This is a genomic window from Paenibacillus hamazuiensis (assembly GCF_023276405.1).
GTDB lineage: Bacteria > Bacillota > Bacilli > Paenibacillales > NBRC-103111 > Paenibacillus_AF > Paenibacillus_AF hamazuiensis.
In genome coordinates this window covers 199203-222169 of the sequence record NZ_JALRMO010000001.1, presented here as the reverse complement: position 1 = coordinate 222169, position 22967 = coordinate 199203, and the positions used below count along the sequence as shown (strand labels likewise).

16 protein-coding genes are annotated in these 22967 nt (G+C 53.3%); 2 read left to right on the top strand and 14 right to left on the bottom strand.

Translation table 11 applies throughout. The annotated features are described in order from the left end of the window. Positions 1-50 precede the first annotated feature (50 nt). A complete protein-coding gene (locus tag MYS68_RS00870; RefSeq protein WP_248924006.1) occupies positions 51-1370 on the bottom strand; it encodes an ABC transporter substrate-binding protein in 1320 nt (439 codons plus the stop codon). A 638-nt stretch (positions 1371-2008) separates the two neighbouring features. On the opposite strand from MYS68_RS00870, the gene MYS68_RS00865 reads away from it, so the two are divergent. Both MYS68_RS00865 and MYS68_RS00860 read left to right on the top strand, forming a co-directional pair. Then, complete coding sequence (locus MYS68_RS00865; protein WP_248924005.1) at positions 2009-2872, top strand: hypothetical protein; 864 nt, start codon at positions 2009-2011, stop codon at positions 2870-2872. Positions 2873-3371: 499 nt separating this feature from the next. Beyond that, positions 3372-3764 (top strand): SHOCT domain-containing protein, encoded by a 393-nt coding sequence (locus tag MYS68_RS00860; RefSeq protein WP_248924004.1) that lies wholly within the window; start codon positions 3372-3374, stop codon positions 3762-3764. A gap of 6 nt (positions 3765-3770) precedes the next feature. Here MYS68_RS00860 and MYS68_RS00855 read toward each other — a convergent pair whose 3' ends face one another. The 13 genes from MYS68_RS00855 to MYS68_RS00795 form a co-directional block, all read right to left on the bottom strand. Continuing rightward, the gene (locus tag MYS68_RS00855) at positions 3771-4961 is read right to left on the bottom strand and encodes a ribosomal protein L7/L12 (protein WP_248924003.1); all 1191 of its coding nucleotides are present in this window, start codon (positions 4959-4961) and stop codon (positions 3771-3773) included. Next, positions 4958-5923: a patatin-like phospholipase family protein gene (locus tag MYS68_RS00850; protein WP_248924002.1), complete on the bottom strand. Its 966-nt coding sequence runs from the start codon at positions 5921-5923 to the stop codon at positions 4958-4960. Before MYS68_RS00850 ends, MYS68_RS00855 begins: the two co-directional genes overlap by 4 nt. Before the next feature lie 785 nt (positions 5924-6708). Next, positions 6709-10269 (bottom strand): OmpL47-type beta-barrel domain-containing protein, encoded by a 3561-nt coding sequence (locus MYS68_RS00845; protein WP_248924001.1) that lies wholly within the window; start codon positions 10267-10269, stop codon positions 6709-6711. A 44-nt stretch (positions 10270-10313) separates the two neighbouring features. Beyond that, complete coding sequence (locus MYS68_RS00840; protein WP_248924000.1) at positions 10314-10985, bottom strand: alginate lyase family protein; 672 nt, start codon at positions 10983-10985, stop codon at positions 10314-10316. Positions 10986-11729: 744 nt separating this feature from the next. Continuing rightward, entirely contained in the window at positions 11730-16205 is a 4476-nt protein-coding gene (locus tag MYS68_RS00835) for an OmpL47-type beta-barrel domain-containing protein (RefSeq protein WP_248923999.1), read from the bottom strand. 729 nt (positions 16206-16934) lie between these two features. Then, positions 16935-17993: an LLM class flavin-dependent oxidoreductase gene (locus MYS68_RS00830; RefSeq protein ID WP_248923998.1), complete on the bottom strand. Its 1059-nt coding sequence runs from the start codon at positions 17991-17993 to the stop codon at positions 16935-16937. After that, positions 17990-18535, bottom strand: coding sequence for a GNAT family N-acetyltransferase (locus MYS68_RS00825; protein WP_248923997.1), 546 nt, complete (start codon positions 18533-18535; stop codon positions 17990-17992). Before MYS68_RS00825 ends, MYS68_RS00830 begins: the two co-directional genes overlap by 4 nt. A 4-nt stretch (positions 18536-18539) precedes the next feature. Then, positions 18540-19709 carry an amidohydrolase gene (locus tag MYS68_RS00820; protein WP_248923996.1) on the bottom strand — a complete coding sequence of 390 codons (1170 nt, stop codon included), beginning with the start codon at positions 19707-19709 and terminating at the stop codon, positions 18540-18542. Continuing rightward, positions 19706-20179, bottom strand: a complete 474-nt coding sequence (locus tag MYS68_RS00815; protein ID WP_248923995.1) for a DinB family protein — start codon at positions 20177-20179, stop codon at positions 19706-19708. Before MYS68_RS00815 ends, MYS68_RS00820 begins: the two co-directional genes overlap by 4 nt. 36 nt (positions 20180-20215) lie before the next feature. Continuing rightward, entirely contained in the window at positions 20216-20716 is a 501-nt protein-coding gene (locus MYS68_RS00810; RefSeq protein ID WP_248923994.1) for a GNAT family N-acetyltransferase, read from the bottom strand. Positions 20717-20731: 15 nt separating this feature from the next. After that, positions 20732-21484 (bottom strand): amino acid ABC transporter ATP-binding protein, encoded by a 753-nt coding sequence (locus tag MYS68_RS00805; RefSeq protein WP_248923993.1) that lies wholly within the window; start codon positions 21482-21484, stop codon positions 20732-20734. Beyond that, positions 21481-22191, bottom strand: a complete 711-nt coding sequence (locus MYS68_RS00800; protein ID WP_248930771.1) for an amino acid ABC transporter permease — start codon at positions 22189-22191, stop codon at positions 21481-21483. The genes MYS68_RS00805 and MYS68_RS00800 overlap by 4 nt, the downstream gene beginning before the upstream one ends. Next, positions 22181-22939, bottom strand: coding sequence for an amino acid ABC transporter permease (locus tag MYS68_RS00795; protein ID WP_248923992.1), 759 nt, complete (start codon positions 22937-22939; stop codon positions 22181-22183). The genes MYS68_RS00800 and MYS68_RS00795 overlap by 11 nt, the downstream gene beginning before the upstream one ends. Positions 22940-22967: the final 28 nt, after the last annotated feature.

The window sequence follows — 22967 nt, the reverse complement described above, 5'->3', positions numbered from 1 at the left end:
CCATCGCCTTTCATTACTTTCTCACACCGGGCAAATCTGCTTGGAAACAACTATTTTACATTTTTCCAATACCCTTCAATTTCTGCTGCTAACCCGGCGCGATCGGATTCTCCGCCGAGATACTTTTGCATAGCGGCGCCGATCATTTTGGAATGATCGCCGGGTACATAGTTGGCGCCGAACTGAAGCGTCTTATCGGCATTCATGTAGGTCTTGATCGATTTGGCAAGCGAATCGGCCGGTTCCAGCGTAATATTTTTGAATGCGGGAAGAATGCTTGCTTTATTCACCAGGAAATCCTGTCCTGCCGCATCATAAACGATCCAGTTCAAAAATTTCTTGGCCGCTTCCTGTTGGGCTGCCGTAGCTACCGTCTTATCAATAAATATTTGTTTGGTGGCGCCTACCGGAATCGAAGCGTTCTTTTTATCGTCGGCATTGTTGCTGGTCGGAACCGGCATAAATCCGTATTCCCCGTTCGGTTGCACGCTGTCCAATTGGCTGATCATCCAGTTCCCGTTGAAGGTGATCGCCGCTTCGCCTTTTGCAACAGCTCCGGCAATATCTTCAGCCGTTACAACAAGAGGGTCATTTTTTCTCTTGTTATATTTTTTCATCATTTCCAGCGTATCAATCAGACCGTTAAACGAAGCGTTGCCCGCCAGCTTTTCTTGACCGGTTCTTAGACCGCCGATAAACGCGCTAACGTCGCCTTTTGGCTGAGAAGCATAGGCAATCGGCAGAAAATGATTGCCTAACGACCATGGCATCGCCCCGATGATCAATGGCGCAGTTCCGGAAGCCTCAACCTTTTTAAAGAGCGCCTCCAGCGCGGAGGTCGTATGGATGGTGGATGGATCGAATGTGCCGCCTACCGCCTTATCAAGAACCTTTTTATTGTAAACAAGCCCGTAGCCTTCTACTGCGAATGGGAAAGCCAACGTTTTTCCGTCGAGCTGATTGGGCTGCGCAAGATCTTTTACCCATTGTTCACCGGACAAATCAAGCGCCTTGTCTTTAAATTTAACGATGTCGCCGGCATCCAGCATGTTCAGTGTCGCAGGGTTGCCCGAGGCATATAACACCGACGCTCTTTCAAATGGAGACTGACCGCTCGCCACCGTCAATACTTCGACTTGAATATTAGGATTTGCTGCGGTGAACTTTTTGGCCGCTTCTTCGGCAGCCGCCTGGATTTGTCCTTTCGAATTCAAGAACGTAATTTTAACCGGTTTATTCGAATCTCCGGCATTCCCGCCGGTTTCTTTGCCCTCCGAACCGCTCGAACCGTTGCTGCCGCCGCATGCGGCAAGAATCATGGATAATGCAGTCATTAAGACGATCGGTTTTGCAAATTTGAACGATTTCATTCTTTTTGTATCCTCCCTTGTAATAAGTGCGCTAAATATTTCAATACACTAAGGCGTCAACTGGATCTTATAGTTTTCTAACCACCTCCGAAGACTCACCAACTCGAAAAAGCGCTTTCGTCCGCTCGGTTATCTACGGTGATATATTCAAGTGTGAACGGTAAAAGCGCTCTGCTGGACCCTTTATATGTACTTTTTCATAAACCGTTTTACTAAATCGGTTTATGAAACGATAGTACTATATATTTTAGTATTTTTCAACCATGTTGTTGGAAAACGGCGAATGCTCTTCCAGAAATAACGCGTCATACAAATCAGGAGTTCAATCCTGTAACATAATAGCCAAAAAAATCGTCTAATCAAGATGAGCGGTATTGCATTATACATAAGGAGCAGTGATCGGTTGAACGATTATGTGGCAGTGATGATTGCGTTAATGTTGGGGTTCGGGTATTTATTTATCAGGCAATCTCGTAAGTATGCAAACCGTCTTATCGTCGGATGGATTGGCTATGCCTTAATAGCCATGAGCGTTTTGCTTATTATCATTGTCGTATTGACCTTTTTCTCGCAATCGTCGCACCAGTACGGACATTAATTGCTCTCTTCAAACGGCTGATAAGTGGAGGCTAAAAAAATTGACAAACCTGAACTTGCGTGCAGGCATGATGATACTGATGATGCTTGGCGCTGTCGCATGCAGCGCCGACCGGGAAATTCATCCGGACGGTATGAACGCCGCAGGCTCCGAACATCATGAACACCGTCCGGCCTATAGGCCGGACATATTTCCGGAAGAAACGGTTATTCCATTTGCCGAAAGTTTGGGCCAGCCTTTGGATACAGCTTCTCCCCCGGCCGGGGCTAAAGTTGTCTCAAATTTTGCCCTTCCCGGCTCTGAAGCGGAAGTTCTCTTGTATTCGAACGGTGATGATAGCAAAAGCGTAAGCGGGTATCTCAAGGGCAGAAATTCGGTATGGAGGCTGGGGGAGGTATCCGGATTTAGTGACAATCAAACCTGGATCGCCCCTTTGAATTTCATTTCCGGGGAAATATTCGGCGCTTCGTTGGATATCCCCTTCGGCCCAAACGGGGCTAAGAAGGGTGTGCTAATTTACCGCCGGGAAACCGATACTTGGAACGTCGTTGATTTTCAAGGGCATCCGGCCGTTCAGACGGACCTCGACGGCGATGGCGTGCCGGAATGGGTCGGTAATCAGACGGATTGGGTGCCTCCCGCCCTCGAGATCCACCGCTGGGCGCCTGAGCATAAACGGTTCGAATCAACCGTCCTGCAGTGGGACGCGAGCCTGTTCCCCGGTGAGGATAACGAAACCCCATCCTACTCATCTCTTTTTATGGAGGATGGGACACCCTTCATTGAAATCGGCAATGACGATGCTTATGCCTACTTCACCTACGACCGCGGGGTTTTGAAAAAATACCGGCCGGCTGATACCCGCGATCGGGTTCTGGAGATGCAAAAGGCGCGGCATCATTGAAATGGTGCGAAGAACCATGATACGTCCTTTTGAAATTTTAACGGACTGATGTTCTCAGTCGAAAAAAATAACGGCGATAGCCGGCAGTCCCATCTCCAGGGGCATACCGGCAATTGCCGTTTTTTATTGTTTTTTGCGGAATCGTAAGAAGCCGGACGGTATCGCGAGTTCATTCAACTCATCAAAATAAATCAGTGTCAACTTATCAAGGTTGGAACTATCTTCTCGTACTGATTAACTGGTTACCGGGCATTTACCGAAATATATTGAATTTATGCCGCTCTTCCAGATATCCGACACTTTAACATGATCAGTAACGGAATAAACTATATTCTTCTACAATTACATTGAGCAAACCTACCAAATATTATAAAATTAGAATACCAAATTTAACATAGGGAGTTCCAAATTGCTTTGGATCTATTGGTTCCAGACACACTGCCGTTTGTGGATGAAGTAATAATAGGTGTAGGTCTTCTCAGAGGGATTGTCAAAGAAAATGAAGCTGGAAGGAGCGCTTAACTTGTCGAATTTCAATGTTGAAACAAAAGTCACTGATGGTGGCGTGTGGTGGGATAACGTCAGAGAGAAAAAAGGTTGGAAACTGCAAAAACATAAAATTACAGGTCATTACCGTATTATCAGCCCAAGTAAATACAGAAAGGCTTGGGGTTCAGATAGAGAGGAAATGCTCGGACTCTTCGATGAATTCACGTATGAAGAACCGAAGGTTTCAACACCTATCAAATCACAAAAAGAATCCACCCCAACTAAGCCGAGCAAGCAGGAAATCCTTGCACAACTTAAAGATTTAGGTGAACTCTACGAAAACGGTGTTCTTACTAAGGACGAATTTGAAGGTGCAAAGAAGAAACTGCTAAATGAATTATAGTGGTCGTCAGTAGATCTCAACACGACAACGGAGTTGTTCTAGTCGAGATTTTAATTCTTGGGCTTCCTCGTAGGACTCAAGGGTGCAAACCTTCGAAGGTATGTTTTTTACTATAGAGCGACATACTTCAAGAGGAAGCCTTGTACTCTGTTTAATTTCCCTGACAATATCAATTCTAAAATCAAGATTTTCGATCTGTTTCAAAAACACTTCGTAAACCACTTTATTATCCCCACTAGACGATAATATCAACTCTTGTACTATACGTAATTCCGTTAGTAATTCATAGATCAGATTCCGAATAGAAATTGGCTTATCGAAGCGGCATATTTCCTGATATTTATCTAAACTATCTGTACTAAAACCTAAAGGTTCTACCGTTCTTGAGAGTTCACTTATCATATTAAAGATATTAAAATCGAAATAAACATCCTCTTGAGCACTTAATCCTCCGATAGGTTCTATCAAATGGTTTACCAGCTTTCTGTCAGAGAACAACTCCGTGATAAATTGCATTAAATTCATTGAACCTTCTAATTGTAACCGTTGCATTGAATCTTCAAGTAACAGTAAGTTTTGAGTATCCCAATCGCCTTTTGTGATTTCGAAAAAATCTTTTGTGAGGCATACGATCTTCTCAATATCTTTCAAATCGATGTAGTTGATTCCAGAATACTTCTTTACCGATAAAGTTGCATGCCAATTTAGTAAATCGATGTTCTTCTCAGCTTTTATTAGTCTACTATTGAGATTCGTAATATTTTTTTCAGTGTAATCGAAAAACGCATGTAAATGAGTATACACCTGCTCGAATTTCTTGTCGTTTTCAAGAAACAGTAGATTGAACTTGTTATGTACTGCTGCAATGACGTCTAAAGTTAGACATTGTCGATCAGCTAATTCTTGAAGTGTTTGCTGGGCAATATATTGAAAATGAAAGATATCCTCTTCCATCGCTTGTCTAATTGCACGATTTTTTCCCGTTATCGTTCGAAACATGTGTGTGAGCATTCCTTGTTCCTTCAATTCTCTCCATCGAGCTTTACCACTCGTTAATGCAGTTACGCTTCTTAAGGAAAGGAGAGCCAACTGACCGCTTTTATTTACCCCTTCTAAGGCACGTTTAATACCAAGATCAATTTCTTCTCGCGCCTTTTTTCTTATCTTATTTTCATCTACAATCATCAAGGAACTCAATCTGTTCCCTCCCTTCTCAATTTCCTCTCAAAATCCATCATCTGATTATGCAATCTACCGTTATACTCTTTGTGCAAGCGTTCGAACTCATTATGATCGCGCTGAATACGCTCTGTTGTCTGAATGAATTTATATTCAAAAGATAAACTCCTTAGAAATGGCTCTAATAATGCTTTAGTATCCTGATAACCTTGTTCTATTCGTCTTTTGGCACCTACTGCAGTAAACTGCAGTGTTCCATTAAATAAGTTACCTTGAGCATCCTGAGGAAGGATCTCAATAATATTTGCCTTCGGATACTGCTCTTTATTAATAAGGCTACTCCGATCCAGCAATACTACAAGAATAAGATCGCAACCTTCTTTGTACACTGGTTGAATCGGATTATTATCTCCAACCAGTGGTAATCCGCCATCATAATATAATTTACCGTCAATCTCTTCAGGTGGGAATACACCTGGAATTGCAGAAGTGGCTAAAAGGTATTTTTCTATTTCATCCGGTGTTAGTCCGTTCAATCTTATGTATTTTGGTTCTTGACTTCCCAACTGACAACAAGTCACATAAAAAGGAATACTCGATGATGTCACAGAGTTTAAGTCTACTGCCTCTTTTATAAGTTTTATTAATCCATGCCGCGTGAAGATGCCATACCCTTGTAAGACATTCGCATACTTATAAATCTTCGTGTCAGATATGTTCATACCGATCTTTTGTAATGATTCTAATAATTGTGCACTTCTTAAAGAGAGGATCTTCTCTGGACTCATTGTAAGCCATACTTTTTCGGCTGCTCGATAATCGTTTTGCAAGAATAACGCTCCATTCAACGCTCCTACTGAAGTTCCGGAAATCGCTTTAATGCTCTTTTCTAAGCCAAATTCACGTAGAACTCTCCATACTCCAATTTGATAAGCTCCCTTTCCCCCACCCCCGGCAAGAACAAGCCCAATTTTCTTCATTATATTCCAACCTTCTCTTAGTATTTGACATTGAGGTTCCTTTTCGTTATGTTCGATGAACTCCACATTTAGATTTGGAAAGTGAAGCTTAATAATTAATATTACAATAGATTCAAGCAGCCAGTAAATCAAAATTGAATTTGGGCGAAAGGTAATGTGTTGGTTGGTTAGGGGATCGGATAGATGGGGATAATCGGGTCTTGTTCAGGACATTCTCAGTCATGAAGAGCCTGATACAACAGCAGTTTAACTCATATTCGAAAATGACGAGCAAAATCGCTGTCGATGAAATGGATGAACTCTGATCTTTTTAATAGCAAAATAGCTGCTATCTATTCGTTTTTTGAAAAATTAGCCCTTGTTTTCAAATGGTAATGAGGTGGTTACCATGAGCCTTTTCAAACGAGCCGGAGGAAACCGTTGTAAACTAGGGCTCCCTGCCGATACCCCGGTCTTTTGCGTGTTGAAGCAAACCCTGCGACCTTTAAAAGCAACGTAACTTGAAGCAATATTTTGCCGTGAAACCTTTTGATTATATGAAAATCTCTTTCTTTGCAGAACGCGCGGCGCCCAAATGGCTCTAACGGCAACGCATCTGAATAGGTTCATTTTTTCATACTCATATCCCTTTCCCCACTATATCCCCTATCCATCATTACAGACCTATCCTGTCGGGAACGGGATAAAGTTCTTGTCACGGAAAATTGACAGGAACTTTATCCCATAATCTAAAAAGCCGCGATTTACGCGGCATTTGTTTAGATAATGTTCTTGTAACCCACAGCTTACTGCTTGCTCAGCAAATACCGGGCATCGCGAAGCAAATAATCTGCGGCCGTACTTGAAATATGCTTGCCGCTTTGCGCCTTTACAAAATTTACGAAAGCGGTCAAGTCATTCGCCTTCAGCTTGCTTTGCAGGCTGTTCGCTATACCCTCGTTATCGATCCAGCCCGCATCGGTAAATCGTATGACCAGATCCTGCAGGGACGGTATGCTTGCCGTTGTTTGGAACGTTACCGTAACGCTGCCGGAATTCCCTGCCTGATCCGCCGCCGTCACGGTAAACGTGTGTAAGCCGAGCGGCAGCGTATACAGCGGAATTGTCGTTCCTTGCCGCAAACCGTACGTATCCAGCGTAACAGTCGTCTTGCTGCCGTCAACTCCGGACATGGAGTCGTGAATCGTAACGAGCGGCGTAATATCGACGGAGTCGCTGTATGCGCCGTACACGAGTCCGGATACCGTAATCGCCGGTGCTGTTTTGTCGATGTTCACGGCAACCGTGTGCGCCTGCTCCGTATTGCCTTCCTTGTCGACGCTCCAATATTCCAGCGTATGCTCATCTTCGGCGGTCAAAGTAACGGAGCTCCCGATTTGCTGCGGGCCGCCGTCCACCTTGAAGTAGGTTGCGGCAACTCCCGACTCTGCGTCGGCAGCCTTGAACGTTACCGTCGTATCCCGATTGACCCAACCCTGAGGCGCATCGTCCGTTGTCACCGGAGGAGTCCGGTCCGCCCCCTTCACGACCCCGTGCAATCTCAATTCGGTCATGTTCCCGAACCACGAATTCGAGTTGTAAATGCGGATATACCGGTAAGATGCAGTGCCGCCGACGGCGAGCGACTGCCAATCCGGCGTTGCCGCCGCAGCATTCGTCAGAGTCGTCCATGTCGCATTATCGTTAGAGCCTTGGACAACCGCTCCCTTAAGCCGGCTGTATAACCCTTGATCTTGTCTTGCAAGAAGCTCCACGCTGGAAAGCGCAACCTCATTGCCTTCTTTAAAATCGAACGTAATATAGCTGCCCGCTCCGGAGCCGTTCAAACGATAATCGGAATTCGTATTCGGATTGCCGTCAAATAAATAGTTCGTCTGTTTTAACGTTTCCGCTGCGGTTCTTCCCGCCGTCGAATCGATTAAAGCCGCAATGCCGGTCACATCGCCGATCAAATCCGACTCGTCGGCCAGAAACAGCTTCGAATTATCCGTTGTAGAAAACGCGGTGTCCCCGTTCGTTCCGTCGTTTCTTTGGTAGTCGATCGAAAAATAGACCGCACCCGTCGACACTCCTTGATTCATAGCCGCCACAGCCGTCCAGTTGATATTGTCCGACGTAGTAACCGCGGCATCCTGGCCTTGAATTTTTACCTTTACGTTACGAATGGCTTCCTTCGCCTTGATAGTTAATGTTACCGAGCTCCCCAGTGCAATCCGGCCGCCTACGCTTTGGTCGGAGCCGATCGAGATCGACTGAAGTTTGTTGCCGGTCTCGTAGCGCTTGCCATAAATCCGAAATTCGCCCAATTCAAGCATGTTGTTCACCGTATTATGAAGAACGTCGGGCTGCGGATGAAGCATTTGGATTTTGATATACCGGAATTGCGCATTTTTGTAAGCATCGTCAACGGCAAGCACGGCCATGTCGTCGGTAAACGGCGTTTCCCCCGGAGTGAGCCGCGTCCAGTTAACGCCGTCGTTGGACCCGAACACCGCCGAACCCGCCATCCGGTCCGTAAAATTCATCCTTCCTTGCATGGCAAAGGCATCGGCTGAAATTTTATAATCCAGTCCGAAATCCAGAACATGGTATAAATTCGGCGCCAACGTATAAGCGGCAAACGTATTGTTATTGCCGTCCGCAAGCAGCGAGATGGCGCTGCCGAAGGTGGACGTTGCGATTTTGGCATAATCCATGCTTCCGTCCGGCAATAAAGGAGTCAGAAGCTGCAGGGCCTCGGCGGCGCTTCTCAGACTTGACAATTGCCGATAAAACTCTGCATCGGTTGCGGTCTGGATTTGCCCCATCGTATCGTTATACACGGCTTGAAAATGGTTAAGCGATGCCGTCACGTAACTGGAGCCCGGATCATAAGGTACAACGGCCGCTTGCACGGCGGACGTCCGGTCAGCGGTGACCACCAAATTGACTTTCTTCGCGGCCACCGTTGTGCCGTCGGAAGCCTGCACGATAAAGGAATACGTTCCGGCCTGCGCCGGTTGCCACGAAAACGCGCCTGTAGCCGCATTTAACTGAGCGCCGACCGGACCGTTCTGCATCTCGTAAGCGAGTACGTCGGTGCTCTTCGAATCTGTAGCGGAAAAGTCCAAGGTCACAGGAGCGCCGACATAAGCGACCGTATTCATATCCGCCGGACCGGCTTGAAATACCGGCGGCGTCAACGCAGTGCCCGCTTGCACATTCAGATGATCGATGTCAACGGTTGCCCCGTTTCCTCTGACATTCATATACAAGAGGCTGTAGTCGCCATCCAGCTGTCCATAGCTTACGCGGCCAATCCCCATGTCATAGGTGATATATGTCCACTGTCCCTTCGTATCCGGCAGCGTCAGCGTATGGTAAGGCGCCGATTGAAAATCTTTGCTCAACTCCAGCACGGCCGGGCCGTTCGTTCGGAATTTTAATCCGATAAGCCGCGAATTCGTACGATCGGCGTAAGACAGATTTTGAACGGCGATTTTGCCGCCTTGAGCCGTCGCGCGAAACTGCACGAAGGAAGTATTCCCTTCATTGACGATTAACGTATTGCCGTCAAACGCCGTGTACCGCTCCTCGACTTGAACCAGTGCCGGGTCCGGCTGCTCCTTGGGAAGATACCTCGTCCCTTCGGACTCGGCCGCCTGCGGAATATAGATCCACCAGTCTCCTCCCCCGTCAACGCTTTCCCAAGCTTGGGCCAAAGCCCCTTTATAATAATAATTCGACGGGGTTCTCTTCGTAAAAGCTTCATAGAAGTAAGGGGCTTTCTCCGCTACATTGACTCCTCGAACGTAGGTGTAGTAATAGTACATATCCCAAAAAAGCGCCGTCGTCGATCTTCCCCTGTAGGAGTCGGACAGCTTTTGATAAATGCCTCTTACCGTTCCGTCCGGGGAAATGGCGTACGGAACCGGCACCCACGGCGTGTCGTATCCGAGCATGTACTGCCAAAAATAATTGGCCGCCGCCAAAATGCGGTCACCCAGAAACTCGTACGGTCCGACCGCATTCGCCTTGTCCGATACGGTGCCGTCCACCGGATCGACCTTGGTCCCCTGGGCCAGAAGCATCCTCGATATGACCGCCGCATTCGTCAAGTCGCCGGAGCCGTGCGCCTGGTCTCTGCCCATCTCCACATGCTGTACGACCGGCTTATCGAGCTTCTCTCCTGTCGCGGCATTCGTATCGATGAGCCGGAACAGCTGCTTGACCGATCCGTTGAAGCCTTGGTCCCGAGCGGTCTTATTGACGGTAAACCATTCTACGCGCTCGTTGTACCCCTCCCTGTTGTCGGTAAAAATAAAACCGGCCATCGCTCCCAAAATCGCGTAGTTATTTTGATTCATAAACCAACTGTTGTCGTACTCGAAGGTGTTTATGACCGGATTGATCAGGTTGTTCGTAAAATTGGCCGTATCCTGCTCCGTCCACGCAAGCTCCGCCGTTTGACAGCTGAGTACCTCAAAATTTCCGCCGCAGTGACCATCCGGTTGAGCGGAAAGCCCGCGTGAATATGCGCATCGGTATAATACGCGTACTTCGCCGGATCCATCTGCGACCAAATGCGAATGATCCGCATGGCATTGGCCCGGTAAGTCTCGTCGCCGGTGATATAATACATCAATGCCTGCGTATACGCTTTCAAACCGTCGGAAATAAATCGCGATTGGACTCCCTGGCTGTTAAAAGCATCGGTCGCCGGTTTCGTCGGGTCCGTAGAGCTTTGATTGCTGGACGTCACCGTTTTCGAAGCGGCGGACGATACGGTCATCGCCTTGTAATACGAGTACCACGGCTCTTTTTGCGCCAGCACCTGCGCTCTCATATTTTCCAAAATAGATTTGGTCAGACCGACGCCCGGGTGAGTAAAGCCGTTTGTGACCGTTTCATAAATTTGCACCTGATTGCCAGAATTGACGGTTCCGCCGGTATCCGCAGCCGTAGCCCCGCGAGCCGGCATGAACGCCGCAAGCATGCTGACGGCAGCGGCGATCGCCAGCAAACGCTTCCCCAGCAAACGTTTCCATAGATGCACGAATCTACCCGCAGCTTTGTCCTTCATAAAATTCCTCCTTCGCTTTGTAGGTTGCTCCGCTCTATTCGATTATTAATGAATCTCCCCGGTAATGATATGAGGTTTTTTAAGAACTTGGTGATGTTTTTTTATTAAATACGGAAACGAGCAGCTCGGCACAAGCAAAACTTCTGATCGGGCAGTCAGACCTTTCTGAACATCGCAGATGAGCTAGGAGTCTGTCCGACGAAGCAAAATCGGTGAATTTTTATTCAATAACGTGTATTCCATGTAAGGGATTGCCTCTCCACCGCTCTTGAAATCAAGTTGTTTTTATTATAATAGTCCGATGTAACAACTTGATTTCAAAGGCGGCCGTAAACTTTCCGAGGCAATTCCCTCCCCTCCATACATCAATTGAATAAAAATTCACAACATCTAATCCGTCGGACAGACTCCTAGATGCGATAAAATTCTAATGGTCGCCACGGAGGTTATTGCAAGGAATTTGCGGATTTTACAATTCTAACGGTTCTGGATCAGGTTATTTGGGCAATATGATGATCTTTTAGCGGATAATCTTTCGAATAAGCTCAATGGTAACCGTTATAATTTGAAAATGAGCATTTTCAGCTAAATAAGCTCTATTACAACCATTACAACCGTTACAGGCGATTCAGCGGAAGTTTTTCTTGTGATAAAGAATTTCATCATCTCTACTGATAACATATAAATTCTTTATCACTGAAAAAAGCGGGGCTGCCGCTCGGACAGCCCCGCTTCACTGCAAAATTATTTCTTTCCCGGCCCTTCGCCCCGGTTTGTCACCGTCACCGCCGCCGAAGCGGATGCGGTGTTCCCGGCTTTGTCGGTCGCGGTGTATGTGACCGTATAGATGCGCCCGCCGCCTTTGCCGGATCTTTCCGCGCGCAGCGCAAACGCGGTATCGTAGGTGCCGTAATCGGCTCCCTGGATATCGCCTGCCGTAGCTCCGTCACCGAGTCCGTCATCCGGCTCGTTGCTGACAATGGAAGTCAGCACGATCGACTGCACCTGCGACAATAAGTCGCTTGCCGAAACCGTTGCCGCGATGGGCACAAGCTGATGGTTGGGCGGCCACAGTTCCGTCTTGTCGAGGGAGATTTGCAGTACCGGCGCCGTTTTGTCGATGCTCACCCGCACCGAATGCCGCGCCTCCGTATTGCCCGCCGCATCCCGGCTCCAATATTCGATCGTATGCGTTCCCTCGGCGGTTAATGTTACCGACGTCCCCTGCTGTTCCGGTCCGCCGTCAACGGTGAAATAAGTCGCCTCGACGCCTGATTCGGCATCCTCGGCATGCAGGTTCACCGTCACGTCACGGTTGACCCAACCCGCCGGAGCATCGGCGGTCGTCACCGGCGGCGTCCGGTCCGAAGGTCCTCCCACTACTTCCAGCGCATCGATTTGCACATTCGATTTCATGACGAATTTCACCGTATGGCTGCCGTTCGGCAGGTCGGTCAGCGCGTAAAGCATCCGTTTATAGCCGCTCATTTCGGCCGGGCGGTCAATGCTTTCCCGCAAAGCGCCGTCGACATAAACGTCGGCCTTCATGCTGCCGCTGTCCGCAATGCCCACAAGATATAAGCCGGTGCCGTTGAAATCGTATTCCAGGTTTGCTTCCTTCGACTGACCGGAGGAAATATCGATCCTGTCCGCAACGACCGCGGTGCCGCTGGAGGCGGCGTTTTTCGTGCCCGTGACTCTGACTTTCAGCGTATGCGTGCCTTCCGGTAAAACCGGGCTCGTGTAGACAAGCGTTTGATCGGCGCGCGCTGCCGCATACAAATCGACAAACGTTTCCGCTCCCCCGTCGATGGATACGGCGAAAATGCCGTGGTTCGGAGCGACCGGAGCGTAAATGCGCGCCTGCGTTCCCTGGAAAGAAACGGTGTAGCCGCTGCCGGCGGTGCTGGTCCAGCTGTTGTCGGAATTGTAAGCGCCGGACTGCGAGCCGTTGCTCCACGTTCCGCTGTAGTTGAACTGATACGGTCCGGTCCCGGTCGTTCTGTCATTGACGGTGATCAGGTCTCCGGCGGTCGCCCTGCTGAGCGTACGCCGGTAATTCGTGTAGGCATCGACGACCTGGCTCCATTGACCTGTCGCCGCGGTATAACGAATGCCGGCATCGGCATCGTCCACGCGTTTCACGAAAATCGGCAGCTTCGGATTCGTCGCTTCCACCTTCACATTGTCGAAGGTCGCAAAATGATAGCCGCTGCCCAAAGCCGCTTGGCCGCTCGACAAGCCCCCCGGCGGGATTCGGTAATCGGCGACCTGCTGATGATCCACCTCGGCCGTAACCAAATCGCCCGCGAAACCGAGCTGCAGGTGGTGCCACCGCGCGGGGTCGAAGGACGATAATGCCCCTTTCTTCAGCACGGTGCCGCCCAAACGAAGCTCCCACGCTCCGCTGCCGCTCAGCTTCACGTTATAGCCGACCGGCGGCGCACCGCTTCCCGGAGCGTCGACGATCCGGCCGGAAATCATCGCGTATCCCGCGGCGTTGCCTTCGAGGGATACGTCCGCGCCGATCTTGTAGTTGGCCCAGTCCGGGTCACCGAACAGCGTGTATGGATCGGGTGACTCCCTGTACACCCAATCGACCGGCTTTGTGCCTGCGGTGATCACCTGCCTGACCCCTTTGCCGCTGAGGCCGCCCGCCGTCACTTCAAAGGCTCCTCCCTGATCCTCGAAGTAAAGCGGCTGCTTGCCTTCGGTATAGCTGTCGAAGCTGTCAGCATAAGGCAGCTGCAAATTCGTATTCTCCGGGTTCGCATGTTTGGGCTCGCCTTTCCGCTGCCCTGTCGTCGTCGTTAAGGAATATACGGAGTAAGGCTCCAGCGTGATCGCATATACCCCGTTTTCCGGCGTAATGTCCGGAAGCTGCACGAAGTCTTCCGTTTCCGTCGTTTTCCACGGATGAACGGTCCCCTTGGATAAACCGCCCGATACCGTAAAAATGTACTTCTGCGGCCGCGCCGTCGTATTCACCGCAATGACGCTGTAATCGCCGGTGCCGTCCGGTTTTTTCAGCGTCACGTAATTAAACGTATCGCCGACTGCGGAAGAACTGTCCAGGTACTGCCAGCCCGGCTTCGCAAACTGGGTAAAATGCGCCGTCAGCCAGACGCCCTTGGTGACGTCGTAATGCCCCGTCCAAGGCTTGTCGGCCACGAGAGCGCCCTTCGTATTATAAGGCACGTCCTGATAATAAGCCTCGAGGAACGGCTGCATTTCGAATTTGGTCATTTTTCCGTTGACATAGGACGTCATGATGCCTTTGACTACATCCTGCAGGGCACCGGACGGGGAGCGCAGGCTGTGCGACCGGACGGGCGGTCTCGCTTCGCTGTGCCAGAGCGGCTTGCCGCTCGTTTGTGCGTCGGCGGTGCTCGTGAAAATATAATGACCGCCGATCGCACCGACCGCCTGGTTTAACGCAGAGTCCGTCTTCAGCGTCGTTGCAATGCTCCACGGGTTCGATACCGCGTCGCGGACGACCAGCTTGACGCCGGCGAAGCCGTCGGCGTTAAGGCGCGGACGGAGCACATTGACCACATAATCGCGGTCGAAGGAACCTTCGTTCTGATCCGGGCCCAAATAATCGAACCGAAGCCCGTAAATGTCCTCGGCTCCTTGCAGGTAGTTTTTATAATATAAGTACTTGTCTTCGTTGGACGCAATCCATCTTGGAGTTCCCCAGCGCAGCGCATCGAGCAAGAGATCCGGATTCGCCGCCTTAGCCTGCTGCGCCAGCCAAAGCCCGGAGCCGCGGGTAATGTCGAAATCGGCGGCCGAACGCATATGGCTCGGCTCCGTGCCCGACGAGGAGTTGACGTCGGAGCCGATTTCCAGCTTGAGATGATCGAGCGAAGCCCCGAAGTTCGGTTTGAACAGCAGATCGATGATGTCCTGCCGCTGCTCTTCCGGGTAATCCATCAGCAGCTTGGACGAGCCGCTGGACGATACATAACCGATCCCTTCGTAGACTCTGCCGATTTTGGAATCGTTCAGATCGACACGGACGGTGTCCAGATCCGGATTCGTCAAAGGCGCCGTTTCGACATTGTCGATCGAGGCGATGCCGCCCTGCGCCCACAGGCCCGCCTGCCCGAACGGCAGCGCGTTGTCCGCCGCCTTAAGCAGCGGCTGGCCGTTGACATAGCCGCTGAGCGCGCTGCCCACGAGTTCAAAGCGAAGCGAATACGCTTTGTTCGATGCGAAACCGTAATAGACGCTGCCGAGAACCGTCTCGCCGCCGGCCGCTTTTTTCACAAGCTCCAGCTGGTTGGAAGGTTTGTTCGCGCGCAGCAGGTAATAGTTGTTCGCATCCTTCAGCCGCGCCGCAATGCCGAAGGAAGCGTTCTCATCCTGCGGCGTGTAGGACGCCGTAATCCGGTCGTCGAACTGCGCCTGCACCCCGCCGATGAGCAGTCCCTCTTGCACCGGATCGAGCTGCCGCAGTACCTTCGTACCGTTATAGACATCGTCGACCACCGACCATTTTCCGGACAAAGAAGTCCAGCCGCTTGTGGCACCGCTTTCAAAATCATCGAAATACGGCGTTCTTTTCGCGGGGATCAGGCTGACCGTAATGTCGTCGGCGGAAAACACGCCCCATTTGTCGCGGAATCCGACTTTGCCGGACGGAAACGTGCCGCTCGCATCGAAATAGCTGATCAGCTCCTGCCCATCGAGATAACATCGAAAATAATTTCCGATTGCTTCGACTTTAAGCGTGTACCAACGGTTCGCCGCTACGGAGCTCATTGGGGCGCTGGCGAGAACGGCGCTGTCGGCTCCGTTTACCCTTTTGGAAAATTCCACCGTCTTGCCGGGAGCGTTGATGCGGAACATGTAGAAGTTGTTTTTGTCCTGGGCTCTAACGAGCATACCCGGAAAAGCGCCCGTATCGCCGAGGTTCATTCGGACCTGGTAGCTGTAATCGGTCCACGCAGGATTGCCGTTCGTGACGATCGCTTCGAGCGTCGTGCTCGACTGCTTCAGCACCTTGTTGGCCGCATTGCCCGGCTCCGCGGTAACGGCCCAGGCACCTCCATCCTGCTGCCAATCATCGAACGTGCCATCCTGGAAATCGTCGGTGAACAGCACGGTGGCGGCATCCGCGCTCACGGTCGCGGGCAGCGCCGCAAGCGGAGCCAGCAGCGACACGACGAGCAGCAGCGACATAGCCGCCAAGTAGATACGTTGCCTTTTTGCCAATATCATCTTCCTCCCATCGTAAATGAATATTCGACTTCGAGGCTAATGTAACATAATCGGGCATGGTTTGATAACGCTTTCTTTACTGATTTTGGAACAATTTTTACTTTTTTCAGAGGCGTTTGAATGTACAAAACTGCACCTCCATTGTTAGTCATGTCTAACAATGGAGGTGCAGTTCAACGGACAGCCTGTTTTTTCGGGAGTCGATCGGTCCCCTCGCAGCGCCGGAACGCGCAACTAGGCCGAGCAGCAGGGTCGGATCGGGAATCGCCAATCGCGTAACGGACCGTAGCGACGTTATTTGGCCATTAAGCATCCTTTTGAAATTTTAACGGACCGCAGAGGTCTTATTCGTTCCAGCAGCCGTGAATCGAGGCCATTTGCAGCGAAATAACGTCATCTGGGTCCGTTACTCTCGAAAAGATGCCGTTTTCGCGCAAATAGGGGCTATCGTGTCCGTCACGCCGATGAAGGTCGGCATGGAGTCTGACCACCCGCCGTACAGCGCCGGAATTCGCGCCGGGAGAGGCACGAGTTAGGATACGCCGGGCCGTCTCCCTGCAAAGCTCGCCGAACGGCGCTGTCGGAGGTAGCCTCGATCGTACCTTCCGCTTTACGCCCGCAAAAGAGGCCGGAGCCCGTTCCATACGCCGACGCCGGGCTCCCTCCCTGCAAAACTCCCCGTGCCGGCCGCTGTCGGAGGTACCCGCGATCGTTCCTCCCGCTTTACGCCCGCAAAAGAGGCCGAGCCCCGTCCCACACGCCGCTGCGGATTTCCTTCCGCAGCACCGGGGCGACTTCGGCGGCAAACCGCTCAAGCTGCTCCTTTTGCTCCGCCACCGGCAGCCCGTCTACGTTAATGCTCAGCACCTGGTGCCCGTAAGCCTTATGGTAGCTCAAGATTTTCTCGATCACGCGCTCCGGGCTGCCAACCAAAATCGGGCCGTTCGCGATGTTATCCTCAAGATCCTTAAACGGCGAACGATTGTGCTGCGCCGCCGCCGTCGCGCGATGCGCGTCGTAGTAGGGCCGGTAACGGGCAATTGCTTCCTCGTCTGTATTCGCCAAAAACAGGCCGCCCGATCCGGCGCCGACGACGGCCCTTGCCGGGTCGTGGCCGTAGTAGGCCAGCCGCTCTCGGTAATGATCGATCAGCGCTTTGTACTTGGCCTGCGGATGGAACGTGTTTGAAGAGAAAATCGGCTCGCCGTACCTTGCCGCAAGCTCCGTGGAAAACGTGCTGGACGCGCTGCCGTGCCATACCGGAATCGGCTGCTGATAAGGTCTCGGCTGGGTCGTCACGTTGTCCAGAGGCGGCCGGTAACGGCCTTGCCAGGTGATATTCTCCTCGTTCCATAAACGTTTCAGCAGCGCGTACCGCTCGGCGAGCGATTCCCACTGCTCCGCTTCGGCCACGCCGAAGAGCGGATAATGGCGCGGGTCGTTGCCCTTGCCGATGATCAGCTCGAGCCGGCCTTCCGACAGGTGGTCGAGCGTCGCGTAATCCTCGGCCACCCGCACCGGATCGAGCACGCTGAGCACCGTCACGGTGGTGAGCAGGCGGATGCGCTTCGTTTTGGCGGCGATCGCCGTCAGGATAACCGGCGGTGACGAGGAAAGGAACGGCGCGCCGTGCCGCTCCCCGATGCCGAAGGCTTCATAGCCGAGACGCTCGGCGAGAATTGCCAGATTCAGCACGTTTTGAAACTTCATCTGCGTCGTCCACGTTTCCCCGGTTACGGCGTTCGGGATATTCATAAGCAGACTGAAAACGGCGAATTTCATCCGATATATTCCTCCCTTATGCCGGTGCCGGTCGGCAGCCGGTACGCTTCAACGGGCGTATGCCCGTCTCCCCCGGTAAAATCGAACTCCGGCGCCCGCTCAAAGCCGAGCCGCCGGTATAACCGGACCGCGGCTTCCATATGGTACGAAGTATGCAGCCCGAGGTATGGAGCGCCGCTTTGCCCGGCGCGCCGCACGCACTCGCGGATGAGCGCGGTCGCCACGCCTTGCCCGCGAGCCGAGGGCCGGACGGCGAGCAGGCGGATTTCCGGATACGGGATTGCGGCATCCAGCCTCGGGTACAGCCGTTCCACCGGAGGGCAGTATAAAACACTGCCGGACAGCCGACCGTCCTGAACGGCGACGAGTCGATCTACACCGCCGCCCTCTCTCCATAAAGCGATCATGGATTCCCGGTAATTTTCCCACAGTTCGGCGCCGAAGCTTTTCTCATATTGACGGTAGGCCTCGACGGACAACTGCACGGCCGCTTCCCGTTCCTCGGGCAGCGCATCCCGGATCACAATTTGCACGGTTTCCATCTCCTCAGCTCCTTCCTGCAAAATGCTCCAAGGCCTGGATCGCGGCCCCGGCGAGCAGCGCCGCCGCCGGAGCGAGCGCCCGCTCATCCAGCGTAAACCGCGGATGATGCCATTCCTCGGTCCCGCCCGTGCCGACCCACATGAAGCAGCCGGGCACCTTCGTCTGGTAATAGGCGAAATCTTCCCCTCCGGCCGACCGCTTCGCCTCCGTCACCTCAAGGTCAAGGGCCAGCGCCGTCCGCCGGCACAGATCGGCCATGAGGCCGTCGTTCGTTACACTCGGTATGCCCGAATACCATTTCAAAGCGGCTTCCGCGCCATAACCCGAGGCGATGCCGGCGGCAATGCGCTGCAGCAGCTCCGGCATAAGGCTGCGCACCTCCGGTCGGAACGCGCGCACCGTGCCGTCCAGGCTCGCCTCGTCCGGAATGACGTTCCACGCCGTTCCGGCCTGGAAGCGGCAGACGCTGACGACGGCGCTGTCGAACGGGCTGATGCTGCGGCTTACCGCCGTCTGCAGCCCGCCGACGATCGCGCTCGCCGCGACGATCGGATCGATCGCCGCTTCCGGAATCGCGGCGTGGCCGCCGCGCCCCGTGACGGTCAGGCGAAAGCCGTCGACGCTGGCCATCAGCGGGCCGGCGGCGATCCCGACCTTGCCGACCGGCAGCTCCGGCTTGTTGTGCAGGCCGAAGATCGCCTGCACCCCGTCCAGCGCCCCGGCTTCGATCAGCGCAAGCGCGCCGGTGCCCTTCTCCTCCGCCGGCTGGAACAGCAGGCGGACGCTGCCGCGAAGCCGCTCCCGGCGGGCGTGCAGCAGCCGGGCTGCGCCGAGCAGCGCGGTCATGTGAAAATCGTGACCGCACGCATGCATCACACCCTGCACCTCCGAAGCGAAGGGCAGCCCGGTCTCCTCCTGGATCGGCAGCGCGTCGATGTCGGCGCGCAGCGCCACGGTCGGCCCCGGCTCCGCCCCCGCGATTTCGGCGACAGCTCCCACGGGCAGCCCGATCGGCATAAGGCGGATGCCCGCTTCCTCAAGAAGCCGCTTGATCGCAGCGGTCGTCCGGAACTCCTGCATCGACAATTCCGGATGGCGGTGAAAGTCCCGCCGAAGCCGGGTCAGCTCGGGAAGAAGCGCCTCCGCTTCCGCCAGCAGCGAAGACGCCGTCATAAGGCGTTCAGAGCCCCTTTGATCCGCTCGATCTGCGCCAAATGCGTCTGCACGTGCTTCACGAACGATTGGAACGAATCGAGCAGAGAAACTTCGGTTCCCCTCGGACTGATCGCCGTTTTCTCCCACGCTTCCGCGGGAATCCGCTTGAAGAGCAGGATGTTGTAGGACAGCAGCGCCTGATAGACGGCGAGAATATCGTGCACGGAGCTTTGATTAGCCCTGCTTTCGCCGACCCACGGATCCTGCTGGAAAGGAGGCAGCTGCGCCCCCGGCTCGGCAATCAGCTTCCGAATCCGGAACGAAAAGACGATGCTGTGGTCGGCCAAATGCGCCAGCACCTCCGTGACGCTCCACTTCTCCGGCGCGGATTTCCATTTCAGCTGCTCCTCCGTCAGCCCGCGGATGGCGTTCGTCAGTTGATCGTAAGTGTCGGCATAACTTTGAATATCGATGATCGTTTGGCTCATGTTCATGATCCTCCTTGTTTTTGGCAAAATGGCCGGTCAACCCGGCAGAGCGGACGATGCGGGCAGGAGCGTCTTTTTCATAAAAACGAGCGTATCGTCCTGCCCGAGCGGGCGTTCGAAAAACGGCTCGTAACCTCTGCGCCGGTACATCGGCAGCAGCCACGGATGCTTCCGCGAGGTGGCGAGAACGACGGCGGGGGCAAGCAGCGTATCCCTGACGACATCGCGCTCCACATAGGTCAGCAGCCTGGAGCCGATGCCCCTGCCGCTTGCGGCCGGATCGACGGCGAACCAGTATACGAACGGATGCGGCGTGACCTCGGGGAGCGATTTTAAGGAAAGCGTCGCCGCAATAACGCCGTCCAGCTCCAGCACGTAACACGTATGCTCCGCAACGTTGCTTCGCACCATGTCCAAATCCGCGTGTACCGCCCGGAATTCGATCCCAAGCTCCCTTATCGAACGGTAGGCCTCCGAGATCACCTGGAAAAGCCGCTCCGCATCCGCTTCGGCAGCCTGCCTGATTATTTCGCCCATGATCGCAACCCCTCCTCAAATCACATAACTCCAGTCCGGCATGAATCTTTTCAAAAATTGCCTCGTCCGCTCTTCCTTCGGCCTGACGAACAGCTCATCGGGATCGCCCTGCTCGACGATCCGGCCTTCGTCCATAAACACAACCCGGCTTGCGATCTCGCGGGCAAAGCTCATTTCGTGCGTCACCACAATCATCGTGGCACCATCGCGGGCGATCGTCCGGATCACCTCCAGCACCTCCCACACCAGCTCCGGATCGAGCGCGGAGGTCGGTTCGTCCAGCAGGATCACCTCCGGGTTCAGCGCCAGCGCCCGGGCGATGCCGACGCGCTGCTGCTGGCCGCCGGACAGCCGGCTGGGATAATCGTCCAGCTTGCCGGACAGACCGACTTTTTCCAGCACCTGCAGGCTGATCCGCCTGGCCTCGTCCTTGGAGCGCTTCTGCACGACGACAAGCCCCTCCATGACGTTTTCCAAAACCGTCTTGTGCTTGAACAGGTTGTAATGCTGGAACACCATCGCCGTTTTGCGGCGAAGCGCGAGCACGTCTTTTTTCGCCGGCTGCCTGCAGTTCACGGAGCGGTCCCCGATCAGCACTTCGCCGTCGTCCGGCCTCTCGAGAAAATTGATGCAGCGCAGCAACGTCGTCTTGCCGGAGCCGCTCGGACCGACGATGACGACCACGTCGCCTTTGCCGACGGCCAGATCGATCCCTTTCAGCACCTCCGAGGCGCCGAACGTTTTGCGGATATTGGTCAGCCGAATCATGCTACGCCCCCCTTGTTGTAAGTATGCAGCCGCTTTTCCAGCAGCGCCGTCCCCCATTCCGCGAGCAAGGTCAGCCCCCAGTAGATGAACGCAGCGGCAATAAAGGCCTCCAGAAACTTCAAGTTCGTCGTGGCCACAATGTGCGCCTTGCCGTTCAGCTCCTGCAGCGAGATCGTAAAGGCAAGCGAGGAGCCGTGCAGCAGGCCGATAAATTTGTGCAGCAAATTCGGCAGGCCGGCCATCAGCGCCTGAGGCAGCACGATGCGCCGCATCGCCTGCGGGCCCGTCATGCCGATCGAATACGCCGCTTCCGTTTGCCCCGCGCCGACCGCCAAAATGCCCGAGCGGATCGCCTCCGACATATAAGCGCCGGAATTGATCGAGAAGGCGATGAGCACGAACGTCACGAGCGGTATTGAACTGGACTTAAGTCCCCAGCCGTACTGCGCGGAAAGCGAGTCGAACAGCATCGGCAGTCCGAAGTATATGATCATGATATGAAGCAGCAGCGGCGTACCCCGCACAACAGAAACGTAAGCCCCGGCCACCCGGTGCAGCCCGCGGACCTTGTAAATGCGAATCAGCGCGATCGCAAGGCCAATGGCGAAGCCGAACGCAAGCGGCACCGTCGAGATCGCCAGCGTCAGCGGCAGCGCCTTGATAATTTCCAGAAATGCCGTAAATATAAAGGCAGCGTCAATACGAATGGCTTTCCCCTCCTATCCTCCCGGGCTCGGGCTCCGGACCGCTGCGGCTTGAAGCCGTCTGCGCCTCGCGCTCGTGACGCTGCAGCCGCCTTTCGGCGATGGCGAATCCGCGCTCCAGCAGCACGCAAATCGCATAATAAATGATGCCGAGCGCAATAAAAATTTCCAAAAAATGGCCGGACGTGCCGAGTGTTTCCGCCCTGCCGACCATATCCATCACCCCGAGCGAAAAAGCGAGCGACGTATCCTTCAGGCTCGATACAACCAGATTGGCGAAATTCGGGAAAGCCACCATGAGCGCTTGCGGAAACACGATGCGGAAAAACGCGTCCCTCCCGGTCATACCGACCGCATGCGCCGCCTCCATCTGCCCCCGGTCCACGCTCAGCACGGCTGCCCGCACCACCTCGGAAAAAAAGGCGGCGAAATGCAGCCCGTATGTAACGATGACAAATACAAGCGCGTGAATATCGCTCACCTCGATGGAAATTAGCCGCAGCAGCTCCGGAATGCCGTAATATACGAGGAACAGCTGGATCAAAATCGGCGTCCCCCGCGTAAACGACACATAGGCTATAACGAGTTGATTCAGCACGGGCAGCCGGTACAGCCGAATCAGCGCGAGCAGCAGTCCGATCGCGACGCCCAGCAGCACGGAAGCCGCCAAAATCAGCAGCGTGGTCGGGAGATATTGCAGCAGTTTGGGAAGATACTCCCAAATCAGCAGCGGGTCAAACGCTTTGCCCATAGTACGCCTCCTTTTTTTCGCAGATTTG